This is a genomic window from Paenibacillus massiliensis subsp. panacisoli DSM 21345 (assembly GCF_000426545.1).
Taxonomy (GTDB): domain Bacteria; phylum Bacillota; class Bacilli; order Paenibacillales; family Paenibacillaceae; genus Paenibacillus; species Paenibacillus panacisoli.
Genome location: NZ_KE384534.1, coordinates 255,589 through 278,679, shown reverse-complemented (window position 1 = coordinate 278,679; position 23,091 = coordinate 255,589). Strand labels below are relative to the sequence as shown.

At 48.0% G+C, this 23,091-nt stretch carries 25 protein-coding genes and 1 tRNA gene; 9 read left to right on the top strand and 17 right to left on the bottom strand.

From position 1 onward, the window contains the following. The first annotated feature begins 135 nt into the window (after positions 1-135). The gene (locus K331_RS0123770; protein ID WP_028592193.1) at positions 136-1,224 is read left to right on the top strand and encodes a hypothetical protein; all 1,089 of its coding nucleotides are present in this window, start codon (positions 136-138) and stop codon (positions 1,222-1,224) included. A gap of 329 nt (positions 1,225-1,553) precedes the next feature. Here K331_RS0123770 and K331_RS30365 read toward each other — a convergent pair whose 3' ends face one another. Both K331_RS30365 and K331_RS0123760 read right to left on the bottom strand, forming a co-directional pair. Beyond that, positions 1,554-3,215, bottom strand: a complete 1,662-nt coding sequence (locus K331_RS30365) for a methyl-accepting chemotaxis protein (protein WP_318842597.1) — start codon at positions 3,213-3,215, stop codon at positions 1,554-1,556. 363 nt (positions 3,216-3,578) lie between these two features. Then, positions 3,579-3,758, bottom strand: coding sequence for a YqzE family protein (locus K331_RS0123760; RefSeq protein WP_018885864.1), 180 nt, complete (start codon positions 3,756-3,758; stop codon positions 3,579-3,581). Positions 3,759-4,052: 294 nt separating this feature from the next. Here K331_RS0123760 and K331_RS0123755 point away from each other — a divergent pair, with 294 nt between their 5' ends. Then, positions 4,053-4,799, top strand: coding sequence for an N-acetylmuramoyl-L-alanine amidase family protein (locus K331_RS0123755; RefSeq protein WP_404821524.1), 747 nt, complete (start codon positions 4,053-4,055; stop codon positions 4,797-4,799). Here K331_RS0123755 and K331_RS0123750 read toward each other — a convergent pair. Next, positions 4,774-5,853: a divergent polysaccharide deacetylase family protein gene (locus tag K331_RS0123750; RefSeq protein WP_226383679.1), complete on the bottom strand. Its 1,080-nt coding sequence runs from the start codon at positions 5,851-5,853 to the stop codon at positions 4,774-4,776. The genes K331_RS0123755 and K331_RS0123750 overlap by 26 nt on opposite strands. Positions 5,854-6,087: 234 nt before the next feature. Here K331_RS0123750 and K331_RS0123745 point away from each other — a divergent pair, with 234 nt between their 5' ends. Beyond that, positions 6,088-7,275 carry an ROK family protein gene (locus tag K331_RS0123745; RefSeq protein WP_028592190.1) on the top strand — a complete coding sequence of 396 codons (1,188 nt, stop codon included), beginning with the start codon at positions 6,088-6,090 and terminating at the stop codon, positions 7,273-7,275. Between the two features lie 107 nt (positions 7,276-7,382). Here K331_RS0123745 and K331_RS0123740 read toward each other — a convergent pair whose 3' ends face one another. After that, positions 7,383-8,768, bottom strand: coding sequence for a PTS transporter subunit EIIC (locus K331_RS0123740; RefSeq protein ID WP_028592189.1), 1,386 nt, complete (start codon positions 8,766-8,768; stop codon positions 7,383-7,385). Between the two features lie 258 nt (positions 8,769-9,026). On the opposite strand from K331_RS0123740, the gene K331_RS0123735 reads away from it, so the two are divergent. Beyond that, positions 9,027-10,226 carry an enolase C-terminal domain-like protein gene (locus K331_RS0123735; protein ID WP_028592188.1) on the top strand — a complete coding sequence of 400 codons (1,200 nt, stop codon included), beginning with the start codon at positions 9,027-9,029 and terminating at the stop codon, positions 10,224-10,226. Between the two features lie 26 nt (positions 10,227-10,252). On the opposite strand, the gene K331_RS0123730 is transcribed toward K331_RS0123735, so the two are convergent. The 7 genes from K331_RS0123730 to K331_RS0123710 all read right to left on the bottom strand — a co-directional run bounded on the left by K331_RS0123730 (position 10,253) and on the right by K331_RS0123710 (position 14,171). Beyond that, complete coding sequence (locus tag K331_RS0123730; RefSeq protein WP_028592187.1) at positions 10,253-10,960, bottom strand: GntR family transcriptional regulator; 708 nt, start codon at positions 10,958-10,960, stop codon at positions 10,253-10,255. 220 nt (positions 10,961-11,180) lie between these two features. After that, positions 11,181-11,585 carry a methyl-accepting chemotaxis protein gene (locus tag K331_RS0123725; protein WP_028592186.1) on the bottom strand — a complete coding sequence of 135 codons (405 nt, stop codon included), beginning with the start codon at positions 11,583-11,585 and terminating at the stop codon, positions 11,181-11,183. A gap of 94 nt (positions 11,586-11,679) precedes the next feature. Then, positions 11,680-12,522: an AAA family ATPase gene (locus K331_RS0123720; RefSeq protein ID WP_028592185.1), complete on the bottom strand. Its 843-nt coding sequence runs from the start codon at positions 12,520-12,522 to the stop codon at positions 11,680-11,682. A gap of 151 nt (positions 12,523-12,673) precedes the next feature. Beyond that, positions 12,674-12,823 carry a 50S ribosomal protein L33 gene (rpmG, locus tag K331_RS0123715; protein WP_018885873.1) on the bottom strand — a complete coding sequence of 50 codons (150 nt, stop codon included), beginning with the start codon at positions 12,821-12,823 and terminating at the stop codon, positions 12,674-12,676. A 169-nt stretch (positions 12,824-12,992) separates the two neighbouring features. Further along, entirely contained in the window at positions 12,993-13,136 is a 144-nt protein-coding gene (locus K331_RS33165; RefSeq protein ID WP_226383691.1) for a pentapeptide repeat-containing protein, read from the bottom strand. Between the two features lie 17 nt (positions 13,137-13,153). Further along, complete coding sequence (locus K331_RS33160) at positions 13,154-13,288, bottom strand: hypothetical protein (protein WP_133568313.1); 135 nt, start codon at positions 13,286-13,288, stop codon at positions 13,154-13,156. Positions 13,289-13,349: 61 nt separating this feature from the next. After that, on the bottom strand, positions 13,350-14,171 hold the full coding sequence (locus K331_RS0123710; RefSeq protein WP_028592184.1) for a C40 family peptidase: 822 nt from the start codon (positions 14,169-14,171) through the stop codon (positions 13,350-13,352). A 560-nt stretch (positions 14,172-14,731) separates the two neighbouring features. Here K331_RS0123710 and K331_RS0123705 point away from each other — a divergent pair. From K331_RS0123705 to K331_RS0123695, 3 genes are all read left to right on the top strand, one after another. Next, positions 14,732-15,826, top strand: coding sequence for a CobW family GTP-binding protein (locus K331_RS0123705; RefSeq protein ID WP_028592183.1), 1,095 nt, complete (start codon positions 14,732-14,734; stop codon positions 15,824-15,826). A 139-nt stretch (positions 15,827-15,965) separates the two neighbouring features. Then, entirely contained in the window at positions 15,966-16,958 is a 993-nt protein-coding gene (locus K331_RS0123700; RefSeq protein WP_028592182.1) for a permease, read from the top strand. Between the two features lie 50 nt (positions 16,959-17,008). Continuing rightward, positions 17,009-17,989 (top strand): TIGR03943 family putative permease subunit, encoded by a 981-nt coding sequence (locus K331_RS0123695; protein ID WP_028592181.1) that lies wholly within the window; start codon positions 17,009-17,011, stop codon positions 17,987-17,989. Between the two features lie 99 nt (positions 17,990-18,088). On the opposite strand, the gene K331_RS0123690 is transcribed toward K331_RS0123695, so the two are convergent. Next, positions 18,089-18,173, bottom strand: a tRNA-Leu gene (locus K331_RS0123690). A 245-nt stretch (positions 18,174-18,418) separates the two neighbouring features. On the opposite strand from K331_RS0123690, the gene K331_RS0123685 reads away from it, so the two are divergent. Next, positions 18,419-18,931 (top strand): hypothetical protein, encoded by a 513-nt coding sequence (locus tag K331_RS0123685; protein ID WP_028592180.1) that lies wholly within the window; start codon positions 18,419-18,421, stop codon positions 18,929-18,931. 180 nt (positions 18,932-19,111) lie between these two features. Here K331_RS0123685 and K331_RS0123680 read toward each other — a convergent pair whose 3' ends face one another. From K331_RS0123680 to K331_RS0123660, 5 genes are all read right to left on the bottom strand, one after another. After that, positions 19,112-19,444 (bottom strand): carboxymuconolactone decarboxylase family protein, encoded by a 333-nt coding sequence (locus tag K331_RS0123680; RefSeq protein WP_018885880.1) that lies wholly within the window; start codon positions 19,442-19,444, stop codon positions 19,112-19,114. Positions 19,445-19,675: 231 nt separating this feature from the next. Beyond that, positions 19,676-19,909, bottom strand: a complete 234-nt coding sequence (locus K331_RS0123675) for a hypothetical protein (protein ID WP_028592179.1) — start codon at positions 19,907-19,909, stop codon at positions 19,676-19,678. Positions 19,910-20,095: 186 nt separating this feature from the next. Beyond that, the gene (locus tag K331_RS0123670; protein WP_018885882.1) at positions 20,096-20,437 is read right to left on the bottom strand and encodes a hypothetical protein; all 342 of its coding nucleotides are present in this window, start codon (positions 20,435-20,437) and stop codon (positions 20,096-20,098) included. Positions 20,438-20,543: 106 nt separating this feature from the next. Continuing rightward, positions 20,544-21,116 (bottom strand): xanthine phosphoribosyltransferase, encoded by a 573-nt coding sequence (locus K331_RS0123665; protein WP_018885883.1) that lies wholly within the window; start codon positions 21,114-21,116, stop codon positions 20,544-20,546. A 59-nt stretch (positions 21,117-21,175) separates the two neighbouring features. Continuing rightward, positions 21,176-21,796: a DedA family protein gene (locus tag K331_RS0123660; protein ID WP_025680382.1), complete on the bottom strand. Its 621-nt coding sequence runs from the start codon at positions 21,794-21,796 to the stop codon at positions 21,176-21,178. A 150-nt stretch (positions 21,797-21,946) separates the two neighbouring features. On the opposite strand from K331_RS0123660, the gene K331_RS0123655 reads away from it, so the two are divergent. After that, entirely contained in the window at positions 21,947-23,074 is a 1,128-nt protein-coding gene (locus K331_RS0123655) for a YkvI family membrane protein (protein WP_028592178.1), read from the top strand. The last annotated feature ends 17 nt before the right edge of the window (positions 23,075-23,091 follow it).

Below are 23,091 nucleotides of genomic sequence, written 5' to 3'. Positions count from 1 at the left end.
GCGGACTGCGGCATATCCTGCTAGAGAGACACCGACAGGTTGCGGCAGTCTTTTTGGCAGGATCATATTATGCTAGACGTGTAGGGACAAGCACTCTTGTTCGATACCTGTCCTGCAGAAAAGGTGAGGGAACGTATGAACCATTCAGCATTTCGTAAAAGCGTGGGCATTCTGACAGCCGCATTGATCGGTCTGTCCTTGCTCCATCCGATGTCTTCAATGATTAATAAGGCTGCAGCTGATTCCGCAGCAGAGCTTCAAGGCTCTGCTATTCAAGATATACAGCCTGTTATCTCGGCTCCACCTCCTGTAAAAGCTCCAGACACAGGGGTATATCAAGCTGCACCAAGCATCGTCATGCGCGCTGCTGAAGCCGCAGTGCGTACGCTTGGGAAGCAGGCTGCCTTCGAGGATTGGGCTGCGGGGCAGCTTCAATTCTACCCACTGGGGCCTGGTACACATAGCTGGCTCGTACACGTGAATCAGAAGAATAGAGTGATTGGTTACATGATTTTCACCCAGCAGCAGGATGGCACATACCTACTGAACGAATATGGCGCAGGGGACCAGATTCCCTACAGTATGAATACGCTGGAGCATGCTCTGGAGCGGATCGCACTTGCTGAGCCTGAGCGCGGCATTGCTCCCAGAGAGCAATCCGCCATTCAAGCCTACTATGCGGCTCCCATGACAGCCTATTGGGCAGTCCGCTCCGGTAGCCATGACGAGCTTCTCTATATAGATGCCTTCACTGGGGAGGAGCTGCCCTTGAAGGCCAATGAACTTTCTCCAGCTTCAAAGGTAGGGCCTGAGAGCAGGGCTGCTTCAATGGAATTGGCTAGTCCTCTGACCGATGCTGCCGATGCAGCGCTCTCTACCGCTACAGCAGATTTATCCCCTTATGAGCATCTGGGCTGGCTGACCTCCAAGCCTCTGCCAATCCGTAACCATCAGCAGCTGGAGCAAGCATTAGCATCTTCTCCACTGGTCTATAGTGATACAGGGGCAAACTACGCTTATGGCGGACCACTTACCTTGAGCGGCTTGCAGCGCTGGAAGACTGTACACGCGCCAGACGCACACACAGCTACATATGTTCGGGTGACCGGTAGCAGTGAGGCTATACGCTATGTACCCGCTGCGCGACTGCTGGAGACAGGCAGCTTTTATACGTTTACAGGACAGCTTACAGGACAAGCTACAGTGCTATCTGCAGGACAATAGAACCGCGAGCACCTGTCCCTATCCAGCTCAACTCATCACGTCCGTCCGGATACTGCAATAATTCCTTCAAGCTTAAGGACTGTAACAGAAAAAGGCTGCTAGCGGATCGTTACCGATCATCTAGCAGCCTTTAGGTCGTTATTTAGAATTCTTATTCTACACTATTTGGACTTACCGGCGACAAATTAAGGATGGAGACATCGTATATAACTTTGAGCAAGTTTGGCTAGAAAAAAGTTATGCACCTATGGAATAACTTATAATATCAGCACGTTATCATTTGTATGACTCAGGATGCTTATATGCGTCGTTAAATAAGCCTGTTATGTTTACACCTTGAAACGATTGATGGCCTGCTGCAGCTCCTCTGCCATGCTCGCCAGATCTGTGGATGCTGCGGAGATCTGCTCCATCGCCGACAACTGCTCTTCCGCCGTAGCACTCACCTCTTCGGTGCCAGCCGCTGCACTTTCAGTAACCTCAGTAATCGTCCTCATATTCGTATTAATTTGTTCCAGTCCAGAAGACATGGTATCGACAGCGCTGTAGACCTCCTGCGTCTTCAATGCAGAGCTGCTGACAGCGTCACGGATTTCTTCAAAGGCTTCGCCGGATTTATTCACAAGAAGAATACCTTCCTGCACCTCTGCGGTTACCTCACTCATGGATTTCGAGGCATGCTCCATACCTTTATCAATGGCCGCCACAAGCTTCACAATCTCATCGGCCGAACGGGCGGATTGATCGGAGAGCTTGCGAACCTCTGATGCAACAACCTGAAATCCCCTTCCATGCTCGCCTGCTCTTGCTGCTTCGATCGCAGCATTGAGGGACAAGAGATTCGTCTGTGCTGAAATTTCAGAAATGCTCGTAACCATTTGACCAATCGCCTGGGAGTGAGTACTAAGCTCATCAATGACCGAAGCTAGACCATTGACTGTCTGATGGATGGATTGCATCTGCTCCACAGCCGATTGTACGGACGCTGCACCTGACACAGTCATCGTCGAAGCGCCTGCTGCCTGCTCCGTCATACTTTGGGTATTGTCTTTAATGTGCTGGAAGCCTACCGATAATTGATTCACAGACTGGAAGCTCTCATTAACCATATGTACCTGCGTATCCATACCAGAGGCGATACTATCCATGGTTGTTGCAACCTGTTCTGTAGCTGCTGACGTCTGCTGCGTGCTCGCTGTCAGCTCCTCAGAGGAGGCCGCCACCATTGAAGCGTTGCTAGCTACCTGATGAACCAGACTGCGCAGGTTATCTGTCATAGCATTGAAGGCCTTGGCCAGCTCACCTGTTTCATCCTGATTGCGAACGACAACAGCCTCACCTGTCAAATCCCCCTCGGCAATGCGGGTAGCTGCCTTGGATACCGCGATAATCGGTCTGGAAATGAGTCTGCCGATCAGCAATGCAATACCTGTGCCGACAAGAACAGCTACGACACCGATGATGAGAATGTTCCGAAGAACAGCAATGATTGTATTATTCGAGTCTACGATGGCCCTGTCCAGCGCCGTCTGCTGGAAGTCCTCCATAGCTGTGATCGTATTCAGAAAGTCAGTGATCAGTTCGGGACCCCTAGTCTGCAACTGAGCCCTAATTTCATCAGTGTTGTCTTGCTTGCTGAGTGCAATGATCTCCTGACCGAAGCTGTAGTAATCCGCACCTACCTGATCAGCATGGTTAAGAAGGTCAATCATATCTTGTTCTTTGATTGTTTTCCGAAGTTCTGCACTAATTGTCTGATACTCTTGATAGAGCGTATTGAACTGCTGTTCTCCTTCCTCGTTCGCTCCGATCACATAGGTTCGAATCGTAACCTGCTGAGTCTTGGAATTAATCATCATGTCCTTGATCTGCAGCAGCTTGGTTGTACGATTCTCTACAACCTCAGTAAAAGTCTGCTTCAGAGAAAGAAATTGAGTATAAGAAATCGCTACAACAGCAGCCAACAGTACGAGCACACTCAGAAAACCCAATAATTATTTACGACTAATAGATAGGCCCTTCACGTGTCATAACCCCCTAAAAAAATGTATGTACATCTCTCTTCAGTCTATAAATCAGGTCTTTTTTCTTAAAATGATTGAATTTATAGACAAATGAATAGTCTTATAGACCTACCCCCTTTCCTTTATAAGCATATATCGACTAAATGTCATTTATTTTAAAGAGCAATCCTTAAATCACATGTAAAGGGATACAAACTATGCTCGAAGGCTAGACCACCAAGTAATCGTCAGCACAAAAAACCTCCCCCTTCCACGAATTACCAGACGTGAAAAGAAGAGGCTTCATGAATCTGACTTCATGAACCTTTTGTCTGTTATCAAAGGGACCTGTCATTCCCTTCTGCGTGCCGATCGTAGCCACATGTGTATGGAGAAGGGCAGCATGCCGAACCAGCGGGTCCGCCACTGCTCCCTGCCATGTCTGCGCTCGCGCCGCTCTGAACGCGGGGTGCTCATGTATTGCACAACCTGCTCCGTAATGTATTTGACCAGATCGCTACTGGAAGCCATGATTATTCCTCCTTCATGTGCCTAGATGCTCAGTAAGAAGCTCTGTCCTGTGTAAAAGGACCATACCTATAGCATGCACAGGAAGGCACACATGTAAACGTAATACAGACTCCTTCCAGACTTCAGTCTATAATAATGGGGTCATTCCTATCACCTGTGTGGAAATGAAAATTGTGTTTTAACTGCATGATAGTTGGCATGATGGGTTGCCACAGCACCTCTCAGGTATATTATCCTCTGCGCTACGCATCCTAATGGCAAATACGTCCATCTTTCAGGAGGCTCCCCACCATGATGTCCACATTTCTGATGAAATCAGTTATCGCTGTACTGATGTTCACACTGCTCCCTTCACTCACAGGCAGCAGCTTCACAGGATCGACAGCTTCACACGTTGATGCTTCTTCCACCCCGCTCCCGCAAGAAATAACACAAGAGGACGTGCCACACCACCCGATCTTCACAAGTCCTGTCATTATCATTGATGCAGGTCATGGAGGAATTGACGGGGGAACCAGCCATCATGGTGTGCTGGAGAAGGAGATTAATCTGAACATTGCACGTAAGCTGTATCTTTTATTACGCAGTAGCGGATATGCAGCCGTATTGAACCGGGACGGGGACTATGCCCTCAGTGAGCACAATCACTGGTTGAAATCCTCCAGACACCGCAAGGACCTCGCTCAGCGCAAGAGCTTGACGGAGGAGCTGCCCACCGTCCTGGTCGTCAGTCTACATGCCAACTGGAGCAAGCGTTCGGATCGTCAGGGCCCTATCGTTCTGTATCAGCATGAAGGACATAGCTACCTATTAGCTGATTGTATCCAGCAGGCCTTGAATCAGCTGTATGGAACCTCACGACTTACTGTGAGCGGCAAAGCCTTCTATTTACTCAATCACATCAAACAGCCTGCCGTGATCGTAGAGACGGGATTCATAAGCAACGAACAGGATCGACGCCTACTTCAATCGACGGCAGGTCAGAAGGCTATTGCCGATTCCATCGCGGATGGCATTACTCATTATTTGTCGGCATGGTAGGATCGGGTCTCCAATGCCATACATCGCTGATCAAGGAGCTCAGTCTCACAATGTCGGCTTGCTGCTGAAGCTTGGGGAGCGAAGAACGGATAGCCGCTGACGTATGCAGACCCGATATCCCAACATGTCCAATCGTGACACAGGTGTCATGCTCCCGGAACCAGTCTGATACAACGTTCATCTGCGAGAAGATATGGTTACGATCATACTTGTGATCGAGGAAAATATCGTTACGAACAGGCGGCAGGCTCTTCGTAGCAGCAAGCTCGGGAACAACGGATCTGTAGTTAGTACGGCTATCCACAAAAAACATTCCGCGCTCCTTGCATACATCCAGCACGATGGACATGATACGCTTGTCCGATGTGATTTTGGAGCCCATATGGTTATTCATCCCTACAGCGAAGGGGACGTCCGCGATCGCCTTCTCCACACGCTCACGTACCTCTGCATCAGTCAGTCCTGAGGTAATGACCCCTGGTCCCAACCACTCGGGCCTTCCTTTGTTGGGCTCCATCGGAAGATGTACAATGACCTCATGACCTCTACGATGGGCATCGGTAGCATCACGCTTGGTCGTAGGAAGAAAGGGCATGACCGCAACCGTGATGGGAACAGGTAAATCAAGCATCTCCTTCGTCCCTTTCATGTCGTTGCCGAAATCATCAATAATGATAGCCCATTTCTTGCGCTTAGAGGCTGGAGGAGAAGGCGATGTTGTATCTTCTGTGACATTGGCTACATAAGACCACTGTCTCGAAGCCTTCAGCTTCTCAGCAGCATGAATGTCGGCAATTCCACCCTCTACCTGTCCCCCACTTGCATAAGTACTGGCTATGTGCGGCATTAACGTACATACAAGCAACATGGAGATGAACAAGAGCCCCCATCGGGCCTTGCTTTCTAAGGTTTTTCTGAATAGGCTCTTGCTCTTCAGATCCTTATAACTCAGGGATTTACCATCATGGAGCTCGCTACTCAGAAACTTACCACTCAGGAGCTTGCTACTCAGAAAATTGCTAGTATGTCTTGACTGCCTCTGATCTTTTTTCATCGCATTTTCCTCCTCGTTACTCAATCCCAAGTAATCCATCTACCGTACTTTTCAGCCATATATTCTAATACTGCAAACACCTTCTTAGACATGTGCCTTCATTGTGTGAGGAACGGGCAGGAAATATGTACGAATTGCTCACTCATTCCCATTGACTTTACTGGAAAAAAACCAACTTTCTCGCTATACTGAAGTATATCCCGACCTAATAGCTTGGAAATGGAGGCTTTATATATGCTTACTCGCTCCAAACTTTCCATCCAGAAAGAAATCTATAATCGTATCTCCTACATGGGAACGGCCTCCAAGGCCGACCTGATGCAATATTTTCCGCTGACCAGCAGCAGCATGACCCGTACACTCGACGACATGACCACGTCAGGAAAAATTATCATCTCCGGGCTTGGCAACTCGACTGGCGGACGCAAACCTATTCTGTTCCAGACCAACCCTACATACCGTTACCTGTTCGGCCTGGAAATCTCGCGAATTAAGTCCTCCCTTGGCCTGTATGATATGCATCTGAACCGACTCGCTTCCGTGCGCTGGATCATGGATGCCGAGATGACACCCGAGCGCCTGGTTGATCTGGTGGCCGAGGAGGCTAAGCGCTTCATGTCCGAGTATCATATTCAGCCACAGGATATGCTAGGCATCGGCATTGGAGCCGTTGGACCACTTGATGCACGCAAAGGAATCATATTGAAGCCTGAATTATTCCCATCCGCAGCCTGGGTACAGGTCCCCATCTGCGACATGCTTCAAGAACGGCTGAATATACCAGCCATTCTGGACAATGGCTCGAATACTGCATTGATAGGCGAGCATTGGGCTCTGCATAATGAGGAGCTGAAGCATATGCTCTATGTTCACGCCGGGGCAAGCATCCGTTCAGCGATGATGTCAGGAGGCTCTATTGTCCGAGGAGCCGTCGATACGGAAAGTGCAATCGGTCAAATGGTGATTCAGGCGGATGGTCCAAGACTGCGGGAAGGCGGAAATTACGGAGCGCTCGAAGCCTATGTATCTGTTCCTGCATTGGAGCATCGTGTTCGCTCCCAGCTCAAGCTTGGTCGTCCCAGCCTCTTGAGCGGTCTACCCTTGGGGGAGATTCATTTCTCCTCCTTGATCGAAGCCCTGGAGCAGGAGGATGCTCTTGTCAAATCCCAATTCGCCGAAACGGCTGCCTATCTGGGAATTGGCCTTGCCAATCTCATCAACGCCTTGCACCCGGAGTATGTGATTCTGGGCGGAGCACTCATAAATGCTCATTCTTTGGTCTATGAGACGGCTATCGAGGTAGCCAAAAGCAACCTGTACCACTACCCTGAATATAGTCCGCATTTCTCCCAAGGCCAGCTGTTGGACGAGGCTGTAGCTATGGGTGCCGCTGCTATGCTATTACATGAATGGGAAGGCTAAGGCGATCGCCTTTCGCTGAGAACTTAGCAATTCTATTATCTTCAAGAAAAATAGAGCAGTGCTTCTCCACTTACAGGAGAAGCACTGCTCTCTTAACTTTTAGAGTATTAAATTACCGGATTCGATTGCTTGGCCACTTCAGCTTTGCTGAGCAGCAGATAGCTGATCGTGAAGGACAATACGATGGCAATAATCATGCCTGAGATCGCATACACGAAGTAAGGTCCGATATAGGCAGGAATACTGAAAATACTCGATAATACGTAGCCATACAGCCTTACGCCGAAGAAGCTGATAAAGGCCGATGCCACCGAGCTCGCAATAATCGCGGCGAGGAAGGCTTTCTTGAAGCGGGCCAGGACACCGAACAGCGCTGGCTCGGTAATACCCAGCAGACCGGAGATCGACGCAGACACGATAATTGATTTCTCCTTGGCAGTGGTGCTCTTGAAATAGACTGCGAAGGTAGCCCCTACAATCGAGAAGTTCGCCATACACATCATTGGCATCAGCATATCCCACCCTTGGGTGGCGAAGTTATGAAGTGCGATCGGTGTCATAGCATGGTGCATTCCCGTAAATACAGCGAGCGGACGAATCGCCCCTACTACGACACCTGCAAATACAGACGAAATATCAAACAATCCCTGGATCATCCAAGCTAGGCCATAGCCCAAATAAATCCCGATCGGACCGATCACGGCAAGGGCCAGCAGACCAGAAATGAACAGCGTAAGTGTAGGCGCAACTACAGTTCTCAGCACTTCTGGAACAACCTTGCTCACGTACTTCTGGATATGGCTCATCGCCCATACAGCAAAAATTATCGGAATAACGGTTCCCGTGTAATTAAATACAGGAATCGGTATAAAGCCTAGGAAGGCAAAGGATGAAATCTCCCCAGCCTTAGCTGCATCAACCATGGTTGGGAACATAATGGTGGCTGCAATGGCAACCGCCAAATACTCATTAGTCTTGAAGATTTTGGCTGCCGATACCGCCAGAAAGAATGGCAGGAAGGTGAACACACCGCTCGCTATCATATTAATAATCTGCACCGTCGGACTCTGATCCGAAATATAACCAAGTGCAAGTAACCCGGACAGCAATCCCTTGATCATCCCCGCGCCAGCAATGGCAGGAACGATCGGTCCAAATACACCCGATACAATGTTCATGAATAATGTGACCAGGCCTGTCTTCTTCTCTGGCTGTGACTCTTTAGGCTCCCCCTGATCTGCGTCCCCGATCTTCAGCTCCTTAGCGAGTGCATTGTAATATTCTGTGACTTTGGGACCAAGGATGACCTGAAATTGATCTTGGTTGAATTGTGCACCAAGCACCGCTTCGAGACCCTTGATCTTCTCGACATCCACCTTGCTTTTATCCTTTAGATCAAATCGGAGTCTGGTCATGCAATGCCAAGCGTTGTCAATATTCTGCTCCCCACCGACGCCAGAAATGATCTCCTGTACCGTCTTCAATGTACTCATCGAAAATTCTCCTGTCTGTTGAAAATTGAGTTTTGGTTCCGTTTACACACTGAATGGTATCACAAAGATCACACGATAAAAAGCAGTCCAAAATTCACACCACTTACCAATAAAACGTTGATATAACAAGGTTTTTATTGAATTAAATATAAAATTGGTCTGGTTTATTTTGCAATCCGCCACTTTTACCCGACCAAATTGATTCTGCATTTCAGACGTGTTTCAATAAAGTTAGATTTCTGAGAAAAGAGGAGAATTATGAACCCTTCCCTGATTACAAATGTGGAATGTTTTGTGCTAAAGCCGGATCGCCATAACCTGGTGGTCGTCAAGGTGACAACAGATAATAATATGGTCGGGCTCGGCTGCGCTACGTTTCAACAGCGTCCGAAGGCTGTTCAGCTCTTGGTAGAGGAGTACCTTAGACCCATACTCATTGGAAAAGATGCCAACAACATCGAGGATCTATGGCATATGATGATGGTAAATTCCTATTGGCGGAATGGGCCCATCACGAATAATGCGATAGCTGGCGTGGACATGGCTTTGTGGGATATTAAGGGCAAACTGGCCGGCATGCCGTTGTACCAGCTTTTTGGAGGAAAATCGCGGGACGCCGTCCCTGTCTATACGCATGCGGTAGCTGATAACATTGAGGAGCTGTACCATGAGGTGGACACTCTTCTCGCGCAGGGGTACAAGCACATTCGCTGTCAGCTCGGCTTCTATGGAGGGAACCCTTCGCAGCTGCATACACCAGAGCAGTCTACACCTGGCTCTTATTTTGATCAGGACGAATATATGCAGACAACCGTCCGCATGTTCGCGCAGTTGAGAGAGAAGTATCAGCATCGCTTCCACATTCTGCATGATGTGCATGAGCGGCTGTTCCCGAACCAGGCCGTCCAATTTGCCAAGGATCTGGAGCCGTACAAGCCTTATTTTATCGAGGATATTCTACCGCCGGACCAGAACGAATGGCTGCAGCAGCTTCGCTCACAGACCTCTACTCCAATGGCCACAGGCGAACTGTTCAATAACCCGCTAGAGTGGAGAAGCCTGATTGCGAATCGACAGATTGATTACATCCGCTGTCACGTCTCCCAGATCGGTGGCATTACCCCAGCGCTCAAGCTGGGAGCCCTCTGTGAGGCCTTCGGGGTTCGTATTGCCTGGCATACACCGTCTGACATTACGCCGATCGGGATTGCCGTGAACACACACCTGAACATTCATCTACACAGTGCAGCCATTCAGGAGAATATTCCGATCAAGGAGAATACTCGCAGTGTATTCTCTCCAGTGCTGGATGCCCGGAACGGATATATCTACCCGCTGGAGCATCCGGGAATCGGGGTCGAATTCAATGAGGGCGCAGCGCTTAACTTTCCGGTAGAATATCGCATGCACGAATGGACACAGGCCCGTCTACCGGACGGCACGCTGATGACACCTTAGGGCTAGTCCCTCTCAGATATGCGTACTTATTGATTTCTTCGCTTGTGATGCGCATTGTTGAATGCGGTCAAGTAAGTGCATTTATAATCAATCGCCACAATCTCGCTCGTCTCGAATATGATGCCATTATTCAGAATGCCCCGGCTTGATATCTTCATAGCCGGGCTTTTTCTTTTTTGCTGCAGCAATGTGGCCTGCTCTTTATTCAGTGCAATAGCCTCATAGGTGTTGAGATAATGGGAGATGGTGTATTTATGCTTTTTGACAAAGGACTGAATGGAATGCTCAGCATCCTGAATCGTAAGCACAGGAAATAGCCTCACTGGCAGCCGGGATTGCTCAATCTGTACCGTCTGATAATTCACGATTCGTACACGCTGATAGGTCCAGACCTCCTCTTCGCTGGTGATCCCGAAGATCTGCTGGTCATTGGACGTCGCTGGTTCTCGGAGAAGCTCAATGACCTTGGAGGTGATACTGGAGTAGGGATTCTCCGTCAGAGAGTTATAGATAAGCGGGCTGGACTGTATATTTTTCTCAATGAAAATTCCCGAGCCTTGGACGACCTTAACCATCCCCATATAGCGCAGCTTCTGAATCGCCTCATGAATGGTATAGCGGGATACCTCATACTGCCTGGCTAGCTCTCTTTCGGTGGGCAGCTTCAAGCCAGGAAATTGATTTTGGTAAATTTTGCTAAGCAAATCATGAATGATAAATTCCTTCTTCTTCATGCTATATCCCCCTGAGTCCATAATGCCGACAAGCTTATCGCTCCTAAATACATCTGCTGACTTTTAATCGAACCTCTTCTATGAATCCGGTCATCTATAATCTAAAAAAAGGTTCCCCAGCGGCACAGGAGTGCCACTGAAAGAACCTGTATCTACATGGACGAGTTACATTATAGCACACGCTATAAGCAAGTCAACGAAGTATGGATTGTATGACTGATTAATCCACCTTGAAGCGTGCTGTCAACTGTTGTAGCTCTTGTGCCAGATGGGACAAGTCTGCCGAAGAAGAGGCTACCTGCTGCATGGATGCCAGCTGCTCCTCAGAGGCCGTCGCCACCGTCTGGGCATGACCCGAGGTGTCTTTCGCGATCAGCGCCAATTGATCTACGGTCGCATGGATCTGCTGAGAACCGGCCATGAGCTGCTGGGAGGAGGAGGAGATTTCATTGCTTTGATCATGGATGTCTGCCAGACCACGCACGATCTCTTCGAAGATGCGCTCGGCCTCTGTGGCAAGATGCGCTCCCTCTCCTACCTTGCTGCTGGTCACGGTCATCGCTTGCGAGGCGTCCGCATTCCCCTGCTGAATGGCCTTAATCAACTCGCTGATGCTATGAGCCATCGGATTGTTTTCACAATTTCCGATTCTCTGGCACTAAATATTAAATACATCACATGCACATATGTACCTTGTTACAGTAAATGAAATGTCCTGACTATTCCTTGCGTACAGCACTGTCCTCTGCAGATCCAGATATAATCCTAGGCTTGTATTCAGCGAAAGAATGCTCGATGTGCAGAATGCTTAGCGGGGTATCTTCGATGATCGCTTTCCGCTTAGCCTTGAGGATGATCTGCTCCATATCGGCGAAGCTGCAGCCCTGCAGCACTTGAGATGCTTCCTCCTGAACATGCTCTTCTTGAGCAAATTGATCCAGATGTAGACGAACGAACTCATTTCGACTCCTGTCATCCGGCATGTTGTAATTCATCTTTGTATCGAAGCGGCGCCAGATCGCGTGATCCAGTTGTTCCTCCAGATTGGTGGCGGCCATGAATACACTGTTGCTCTCAAATTCATCCAGACATTGCAGGAGTGTATTGACCACTCTGGACATCTCCTTGACCTCGTCGTTATTATCACGTGTTCGTGCGATCGCATCGAATTCATCCAGGAACAAGACGCATGGCGTTGTACTGGCATAGTCAAAAATCTTGCGAACATTACTTGCCGTCTCCCCCAAATGGCTATGAATAATCGCATCCAGCCGTACCAGCATTAAAGGGATGTGAAGACGTGCCGCGATATAAAAAGCCGTAAGTGTCTTCCCCGTTCCCGGTGGCCCGAACATTACGATTTTATTAGGAATCGGCACATCATAATGATCGAACCTCTCCTTCATACCCAGAATGGTGATAAATTCTTCAACTATCTGCCGATTTTCTGCGGGAAGCACGATACGCTTCACCTTGCGCTCGCACTCCTTCGGGGTGTATACGGTAGCTACATCCGTGCCCTTAGATCGAGGCAGACGTGAGTCGGTACGCTGTTTACTCATTCAGGTCGAACTCCTTCTATAGACTTCATCAGTCTTGGCTGATGCTTAAGTTGATTCAATCCTAAGGAAAGACCAAAGCCAAGAGGCTTCGGCTCTCCTGCAAGGATAATTCGTGATCAATCGAGCTGTAGTTCCTAAGGGAGACCAATAACTAGCGTGTCTCGCGGTGAATCGTATAGCGACGCAGACGTGGAGAGTACTTGCGTAGCTCTATCCGTTCAGGATGTGTCCTCTTGTTCTTTGTGGTGGTATAGTTGCGGTCTCCTGTCTCGGTACATGCCAATGTAACAACGACTCTCATCTTTACCTCTCCTTTATTAGTAATTATTACGATTTAACTATTGTACTCATTACTTTCTTCAATGTCAAACTCCTGTCAAACTCCCGCTTCACACATTCACAATAAGCAAATGAAAGAAGACCCCAGCACCATCCTTACGATGGCACTAGAGTCTTCTAGTTAAGCTATTCTAATCGCTATACGCCCAGGTGGGTACGTCTACCTGATCAAACACACAATTTACGAAGCTACATACACGAAGCTCAACACCACGAAGCACCGCGCCCGAGAAATCACAATGATGGAACTGAGTCCGTCGTCCTCCGTATTCCAGCCCCAGTCTCCCTGCTCCTATGCGAGCTTCCCGGAAGGAACAATGCTCAAAGACCGTCGATCCATATTCACAATTAGCTTGGAATGGTCAAAATTGCAATGTCTAAGCTCGCAATGAGACAGCATTGCACGATCCAGCTGAGCATAGGACAGGTTTACATCCTGCGTAACGCTTCACTTTTGGATGTGGGCATATATAGCTCCTTTCAGATCGCTACAGTGCACTACCTCCGAACAGGAAACGATACTCCCAATGCTTGCCGGCAATATCGCTGATGGTTACGCCACCACCTGCATTCGAATACGTATGCAGAATTTTGCCGTCCCCGAGATAGATGCCTGTATGTGTAATCCGCGCTGTCGATTTGTTCACGCCACTGTAGCTTGAAGACTTGGTTCCTTTATACGACATAAAATACATCAGATCACCGCGCTTCAGCTTCTTCCAGTCCGTCTGCACTTTACCTTTGGCTTTTACATAATCCCCTTGCTGACGCGAATCGGAAGGGAGCTTAACGCTCAGAGCATCCAGGAACGCCTGACGCACAAAGCTTGAGCAATCGAACGTAGCTGTACTGCTCCGGCTTGCGCCAAACTCATACGGTGTGCCCCAGTATTTCATGCCAGCAGCAATCACCTTTTCGACAGCTGCACTGCCTTTAGTTGTAGAAGTATTAGTAGAGCCTGACGAAGTGCTGCTGTTGCTTGAGCCGTTAGAGCTGGTATTACCGCTGATCGCTTGCGTATATTTGGATGACGAGGATATATATCCAGTCCGGTTGGCTGAATCCTGCACCTTGTACCAGTCTGATCCGGATTGGCTGATAATCGTGATCGTCTCACCTTTTGGCAGCTGACGAACAATTTTCGCTGACGTGGACGGCGAGGTGCGTAAATTAACGCCCCAGATGACCTTCGCTTTGGAGCTATTTACTGCGGCAGCCGATACCGATTCCGTGAATGTACCTGCCGTAAGACTTCCGAATAGCATCGCTGCTGTTGCACTTGCTGTAATGATCTTGCTCTTCCAGTTCATGATGTTGTGTTCCTCCTGATGTAACAGAATTTTAACCTGGTCGCCGTGAACCGGGCTTGTCCCATTGTAAACGGGTGGTCCGGAGCGATCATCAGGCCAAAGTCCTGTATTGATTCAGGCGCATTTGAGCACTAGGTATCAGGAAAAGATCCTCCATTGACTTGGAAAAGCATAGATATTCCTGCTTTTTCAAAGGTTAAAATGTTGTAACCATTTGATAACACTACGTTTTGTAATGCATAGTAAAGGACCCTTATCCCTTTATAATATATAGGTATTTAGACCTATTTATGTACCAAAAAATACATCCTGTTGGTAGAATTTACATATCCACTTTGCGCTTCAAATTACTTATTCAAGTTATCTTCAGGTCAAATAAGTCATCAATTCTTCCTTACTTACCACTCTCCACCCCATAAAATAGTAATTATTACAATCAGTTATGCGTATATACAAGTATGCATACCACGTCTAGCAAGGGCATCCTATCTATTAATGTAGCTTCAAGATACAGCTAACAGGCCCTCGTACGAGAATCTATATTGTTAGGAGACACGCGAATGTATAAAACACCAGTAATCATCATCAGTGGATTTTTGGGTAGCGGAAAAACCACCCTGCTCCTGAAGCTCCTCCGTACGCTGCAAGCAAGCAGGATCAAGCCCGCTATACTGATGAACGAATTGGGCAAGACCGATGTAGATGGAAGAATTATCACCGAAGCAGTACAGGACCTTCCGCTGGAAAAGCTGTTTGACGGCTGCATTTGCTGTAGTAAGAAGAGCGAAATCGCTGGCTCTCTCCAAAATTTACTTGCCCTAACACCTGATGTCATCCTGGTCGAGCTCACTGGCGTAGCCAATCCTGAAGAGGTCATCAATACCATGTCAGAGCCCGAGCTGATTCACAAGATCGCTCTGCATAAGATTATCACGGTCCTAGATTCAGAGCATGTGCTTGAATACAGTAGCATCTTCTCCTCGGATCGAGAACTCGTGCACACTCTTCGTCGCCAGTTGGAGATTGCAGACATCGTGTTGGTGAATAAGCAGGACCTCATCTCCGTGGCACAGCTCTCCAAGGTTGAACACTTGATACGCAAGCACAACAAGCAAGCCATAGTCTTCCATACCCTACATGGGCAATTCAAGCAGGATGTTATCACCGAAGGACTCGTAAGCAAACAACTCCAAGCCGGTGCATCTAGTGCATCTAAGCAATCTAGTTTATCTAACACTTCTGCTACATCCAGTACATCTACGTCATCTAGTAGATCTAAGTCAATCAGTACATCTTCTGCATTCGAGGTTGTATCTACGCACAGTCACGATAGTAGAGATTCTACGCGTTCTAGGAGGCAGGTCCAGACTTCCTTTTCCCGCATCCAGACCATCATGGTTCCGATCAGCAAACAGACCCCTATATCCTTGCAAAAGCTTTCCAAATGGCTAAAGTCCAAAGAACATCAGGTACTACGGGCCAAAGGCTACGTTCCTTTGGAGCATTCCTCTATACCATCACTCGTTCAATTTACGGGGAGACATCTCCGGCTGGAGCATGGCTCCGATCAAGGTGACTGTTATCTGGTCATCATCGGCTTCGAACTGGATGAGAGCTCCTTATTGGCAGAGTGGAAGACGAGCGTTCTCGGTTGATAGCCATAGCGTACACGCTCCAATTAGCGCTGTTCACTATTTGGGGTAACTTGTATAGAACCGCTCATGTATTTCATAATCCCTGAATAAAGATGGTTGTAGAATACTCTCATACTCTACTCTATTACAGGAGGCTCTGATGAAAGCTTCAACGCTGTATAAGACGCTCCCCTTATTCTTCGTCATGATATTTCTGATTCCTGCTCTGACTGTCTGGTCTCACGGCAGTGATCTTCTTGTACATCCGCAGCTACAGCATATCAAGACTATTTTTATCGGGATTTTTCTGGAGGCGCTACCCTTCATATTACTAGGAGTACTTCTATCGTCACTGCTTCAGATCTTTGTGAAAGAGCAGTGGATTCGTCGCCTGCAACCCAAAAACCCAGTGATTGGCGTGCTGCTCGCATCTTTGCTTGGAGTCATTCTCCCTATTTGCGAGTGTGGAATGATTCCTGTCGTACGCAGATTGATGCTGAAAGGGATGCCTGCCTACATGGCGGTGACCTTCATACTGAGCGGTCCGATTCTGAATCCGGTCGTATTTATGGCAACTCTCATGGCATTTCGCTCACATCCCGAAGTGGTATGGGGGCGAATGGGACTGGCACTGGCAGTCTCGGTCTCTATAGGCCTTATCATCTACTCATTGTATTCTGGCAACCCTCTAAAGCAATCCTTACAACGATTTCATGCACAGACTGGATCAGCGACCTCTCATGAGCACTCCAGAACATGGGACAGCTTCTTCGTGCACGCAGGCAATGAATTGATAGAGATGGGTAAATATTTGGTGCTGGGCGCCTTCGTGACTGCTTGTATTCAAGCTTTCATTTCACATGACGAGCTATTAGAGTTGGGGAGTGGCTCGCTCTCCTCCTATTTGTTCATGATGGGATTCGCCTTCATATTGTCACTTTGCTCTACCTCTGATGCATTTGTGGCATCCGCTTTTACGCACTCTTTTACTATTGGACCGCTTGTTTCTTTTCTCGTACTTGGACCTATGCTGGATTTCAAAAGCTTGCTGATGCTACTGGCCACGTTCAAGCTCCGCTTTGTGGCTGTCCTTAGTCTCCTGCTCCTGGTCCTGATACTTCTTGGATCGATGGCTATCGATATTCTCATCTAGCACTGCCCGTATAAGAACAATACGGACACTTTAGGAAAGGAGAGGCTCGAATGGCTCTTCACGCCAAAGTCCGCATCCACTATTTCAGCCGTGCACTTCTACTGATTGCTCTAGCCTGCTACATTATGCACTTGAATGAGACCCAGGCCTTGCATTATTATCTGGCTCCACATATGCAAAAGCTGTTACTTCTCTGTCCTGTACCGCTATGGTTCATAGCTATCGGCATGCTGTGGCATACTCTCACAGGAAGTACGGAGAAGATTTGTGACTGCGACCATCCGCTGCCGACAGGATTATTCAGGAATGTGAACGTCTATGGTCTATTTGTAGTGCCACTATTATTCGGATTGCTGTTGCCTGATCAAGCACTGGGGAGCACCATGGTTGTGAAAAAAGGATTGCTCTACTCCCTCCCGGCACCAGAGCTTCTGGATACACTGCAACGAGAGAACCGCACATTTAATCAAGCTGATCAGGCTGGCCCAGCTTCTCCAGACACTCCTCGGCAGCAACAGAGCATGAATACTGCATCTATTGAACAACAGAATCTGGACGAATTGTTCGTAGCAAAGGATAAATATTCAGTAGAATTCGCCGAATTAGCCAAGCGGCTCTACACCTTACCCGTGATCGATGTTCAAGCTTCCATTTTCTCGGAGACGATCGGCGCCCTAGATATGTATAAGCAAGTATTCCATAATAGACCCATCACGCTGAAGGGCTTCGTCTTTCGGGAAGAGGGCATGAATGCAAATACATTTGCTATCAGCCGCTTTCTCATGATGTGCTGCCCAGCTGATGCTATGCCGTTCGGCGTGCTGGTCGAAGGGGACAATGCAGCCGTCTTCCCCGAGGATACATGGGTAGAGATCAAAGGGTCCATTCAGATCACCTCCATGAACGACAAGGACACCCTTCACATTCAAGCATCACAGATCCGCATGATTGAGGAACCTTCATCGCCTTACATTTTCACAAGCCCAGATTCAGTAGCAGAATTTGATAGTCTCTATACTCAGTTGAAATGAATTACCACTACAATTCCTGTTAACATTGCTGAGACAGCATAAAGTACAAAGAAGCTCTTGAATGATCCCTAAGGATGAATTCAAGAGCTTCTTGATTGATGCGGTCGAGAGGACTCGAACCTCCACGGGGGGTTAGCCCACACGGACCTGAACCGTGCGCGTCTGCCAATTCCGCCACGACCGCGTATCAGACTGCTATTGCAGCGACAAGATAGATCATAACATGTAGTACAAATTGAGTCAATACTTTTTTGAAATAACGAATTTCCTGCGAATCCCTAACACATAACCCAGAAATTTTCATGCTTTTTATGCATTGAGGCTTGATTTTATGCATACGAACGGAGTAAAATAAGAACATAAGTTCTAAGAACAAAGGTTCTTACAATAGGAGATTAAACACAATTATTCCCAAGGTGGTGACTTGCTATGACAGTCGTTACACAGGAAGAATTACCGTTAGTTCGAAGCTATCTGTTTCTTCTCTTTATCCAAAAGGTATTTGAACGAGACAGTCATATATTGGAAGAAAGTGGTCTGCTCAAGACACCCGACCTTTATGTAGAATTGGTGCACGCTGGAGCTGACCGGACTGGCATTTTAATGTCCGAAGTGAAGCATGAATTCAGGAAACGCTCCATTGCTGTGCTAGAGCTTCACCAGGATGAGCGATTGGTTCGGGCGGTCTATGAAGCACATGGAGAGCAGCACGAGCTTAGCATTCCCATGTCGGAATTCCGTATGGAAATGTATGAGCGGATGCGTGCATATCTAGGGCTGAGCACATCGCTTCCCTTCACCTCATCCTTCACGGGAACGAGTCCTTTAAGCCCTACACCTGCTGCCCAATCCGTCCCCCTTACGGGACGCCGTAAGCGTCTCCTCAAGCAGCCTTCTTATTCCACCAGCTCCTGGAAGCGCCTTGCTGCTGTCCAGGCATGACAAGGCTGTCCTCAAGTACTGCAGTGCTCTTACTACACAAAGAAGAGCACTGCAGCTATATGTATTTGTCACAAGCAGTTAGGTCCATGTTGGGAATGCTCATCAGGCATATACAAACGACAACGACAATAAGAGCTGGTATTGACCAGCTCTTATTCTGTATATGGACTACGATTCACATTACTGCTTAATCGCTTGCTGCACCCTAAGCGCCCCTTGACTCATGGCATGTCCGCCACCAACTGCACCTGCGACAGCAATCGTTTCCATAATCTCTTGTTCGCTAGCTCCCTTGGAGCGTGCCTCATTCACATGATAGAAGGTACATACCTCATTATTAGCAAACATACCGATGCCTAACGCGATCAGTTGCTTGGTCTTTGCATCCAATGCTCCACTAGCGAAGCACTCACCAGTGAATTGGTGGTAAGCATTGACGACCTCTGGCAGACTGTGTGCCAGCTCACTGATCTGATCTTTATATGCGTGGACCTTCTCCTCCATCACCTTCACCGTGCTGCACATCCTCTCGTTATTCTTGTGGCAGTCTTAGGTTATCCCCATACAGTCACAATTATGCCGAGCCTATATACAGCGCATATGGGACTTTCCTGTACTCCATTGGTAAGATGCCGGTTCGTGAGATCTGACTAACTGCGTAGGACCTAACATAGCCGTGGCTTATTAAGATGCTTATGTTAAATGGCTTTTTCTATTTAGGCCATCATTCCACTCATTCTATCCCTATGACTCCCCTTGATTTAGCTCGATCATCTCGGGGCGAGGCTCACTGAACAACTGCACAGTATATGTTCTCGGTACACGTGCCACATTCCGATTCGGCCTCCGAATCAGGATATCCTGATCGTCCCATGCCAGTACGGTACCAACTACATCGTTGGCTTTGACCCCATCACGGATGACTCGCACCTTACTGCCTGCGACCCGCAGTGCATCCAGTTCCTCTTCACTAATCACATGCTTCCCTCCCTTTATTGCGTAACAGAGGCAGCACCAGCATCAGCCTAACGGTGTTCTCTCTGTTACGTATAACCTGCATAGACCTGAAAGAGACCTAAATGGGATCATTTAGGTCTCGGTGGTTCATGTACATCGCTCATAGAAACGATGCATGCTATATGGAATGCCGACTGAGCAACAAATTCATCCCGAATGATCAGCGTTAGCGTGTTCTTTGCTATCGTTCTTCTCGTACCAGAAGTCAAGTACCTTTGCAGACAACACACGTTGCTCTACATAATCAACCTGATGAGGTGTAAAGTGTTCCTTCCACTCAAATTCCAAATCCTCACACAAGCTAACGAGTGTCAACAGCTCAGACCATGCTACATAACGCTTATACCAGAAAAATTGAGGGTGTTCGATCATATAGGGATAAAGGTCATCAAACTCCGTGTGCTTGCAATCCAGAGCACGTTCAAAGTGAACTTTAGCCGCTGCCAATTTATCCAGGAAATATTGTTCTGTCATTTGCTCTTTCCCCATGTTGCTGCCTCCTCTCTCCCAAAACCTTACGTCTATTATAAGCGAAATCCATGCACATGCAAAGCCATTGTCAAAAATTAGGCCTGCTGGATACCATCTATTTCGTCTATTCTATGAACGTAACCTTACCGTCTGCCAAGGAGGATATCTGAACAAGCGGCTCCACACGAATGCCTTGCTCCCGAATAGACTGCGCACCGGATTGGAAGCATTTCTCTACGACAACACCAAATCCAATTAGACTAGCACCTGAGCGCTCGATGATCTTTACCATGCCTCGTGCTGCATCTCCATTGGCGATAATGTCATCAATGAACAGTATTCGATCATCTTCATGAATGTACTGTCTAGACAGCATAATATCCGTTACAATTCCCTTCGTGAAGGAAGGCACCCGCTCGCATAATGCATCCGGATCAGCCAGCAACGTCTTCTTACGGCGGGCAAATACCAGCGGAACTCCCAGCTCTAGCGCAGTCGCGAAGGCCACAGCAATACCCGAGGATTCGACAGTGACCACACGTGTAATTCCCTCCTCACGGAAGCGTCTAGCAAATTCCCGGCCCATCTCCATGGTCAGCTCAGGGTCCACCTGATGATTCAGCAGGCCATCCAGCTTCAGCACCTGCTCTGATGCCACAACCCCTTCTTCCAATATACGCTTCTTCAATACTTCCATGTCAATGACCTCCCAAGCCCTATCCTATGCCGTAAAAGTACCATAGTTCGCTTCCCGCATCAAGCTTGGGAATCGCCTTGGCTTTTTAATTTATATTTTTTCCATGCCCAAGGAATGAATGCACCAATCATCATGAGTAGAATAACGGCTACTCCCATCTTACGGGTGACCTTCTCCATGACCAATGCCACCTGTTCCCAATGCAGGCCGACAGCATGTCCCACCCATAGAAATGTGGTGCACCAGATCAGTGCGCCTAGGGTAGCATACAGCAGATACGATGAGAATTTAAGACGGGTCGTTCCCGCCAGATAAGAGGATAGGTGTCGAAGGCCGGGTACAAAATAACCAAACAAAATTCCCCATGTACCATAGCGTCCGAACCAGTTCTCGGACACCGCAATCTTCTTGGGTGTCAGACGAACCCATTTGCCATACTTGTGAAGTAGCGGCTTTCCTAGGAACCTTCCCAAGGCATAACTGAACAGCATTCCGGTCATACTGCCGCAAAAAGTAACGATAAGTGCTGCCGAAAAATTATAATACCCTTGTGACACCAGTCCTCCGAAGGCAATCATGATGACCTCATCCGGAACAGGTACGCCAGCGACTCCCAAGGCAAGCAGCCCAAACATCGCAGCATATCCATAAGTTAAAATAAAGGAAACGATCGAACCCATTGTACATAACTCCTGTCACTACTTGATCTGTACACTTGCTGCGTGTGGCCATTCCATAACTTCGAGTCATGTCCCATTCTCCCTGGACATACCCTATAAAGAAGCGTAGGCTCATCCACAGCCTATGCAGGGAGGAAAGGGAGGAAAGGAATGAGACGGGATATCCATGTTCTTCAAATTGCATTCACGTATATAGGCACTATTGTCGGTGCGGGGTTTGCCACCGGACAGGAAATCCTCCAGTTCTTTACACAGTACGGCCGCGTTGCTACCTTCACCATCCTGATCGCCACGATGGCCTTTATTTGGCTTGGTACCCGGATGATGCTCATTGCACATGATATATCGGCACATTCCTACGAAGATTTGAACAAGCACCTATTCGGACCAAAGGCCGGGAAATGGATCAGCCTATTTACGCTAATTATTATTCTGGGTGTGAACAGTGTCATGCTGGCCGGCTCTGGCTCTGTATTCGTAGAGCACTTGAATATGCATTACCAGATTGGACTGCTGATCACACTTCTGGGCACCTATCTGCTGCTGGGAAAAGGGATGCGTTCCATATTACAGATCAATTCCATTGTCGTCCCCATTATGATGATTCTATCACTTCTATTGATCTTCAGTACAATCAAGGCACCTGGTGCTGATCGTTTCATTACCTTGATCTCGGATGAGCCCTTATTAAAAGGTCTGCTGTCGCCGCTACTCTACACCTCGTTCAACCTCGCGATGGCGCAAGCCGTGCTGGTGCCTCTGGGCGCGCAGACAGCCTCGCGTTCCACCATCATTAAGGGCGGGCTACTCGGTGGGCTTGGCGTAGGTTTGATGCTGATGTCCGCTCACTTCGCGATGTCAGCCCAAATGCCGGGTATTCAGCAATTCGAAATTCCCATGGGGAATGTAGCTGTTCAATTAGGGACTGCTATTCAGCTGCTATATATCACCATGATATTCATGGAAATTTTCAGTACTTTCGTTGCAGATATATATGGTCTTACCCTTCAGCTTCAGCATCATCTGTCAATGCACCCACGTCTGATCACTCTAAGTATTATGTGTACTTGCTATTTGATCAGCCAATTCGGCTTCAGCTCATTACTATCCGTACTGTATCCTATTTTCGGATCCCTTAGCCTTGTGTGGGCACTGACGTTGATCAAGAATGGCTACAAAAGACCTCCGCTACAGACAGTTACACCGAATATCCAGCCGTCCGTCATCCGTACCCACGAGCCAGATACCAAGCCACCAATCAAGCCTACGGGAACCTAAGTTGGATTTTTATTTTT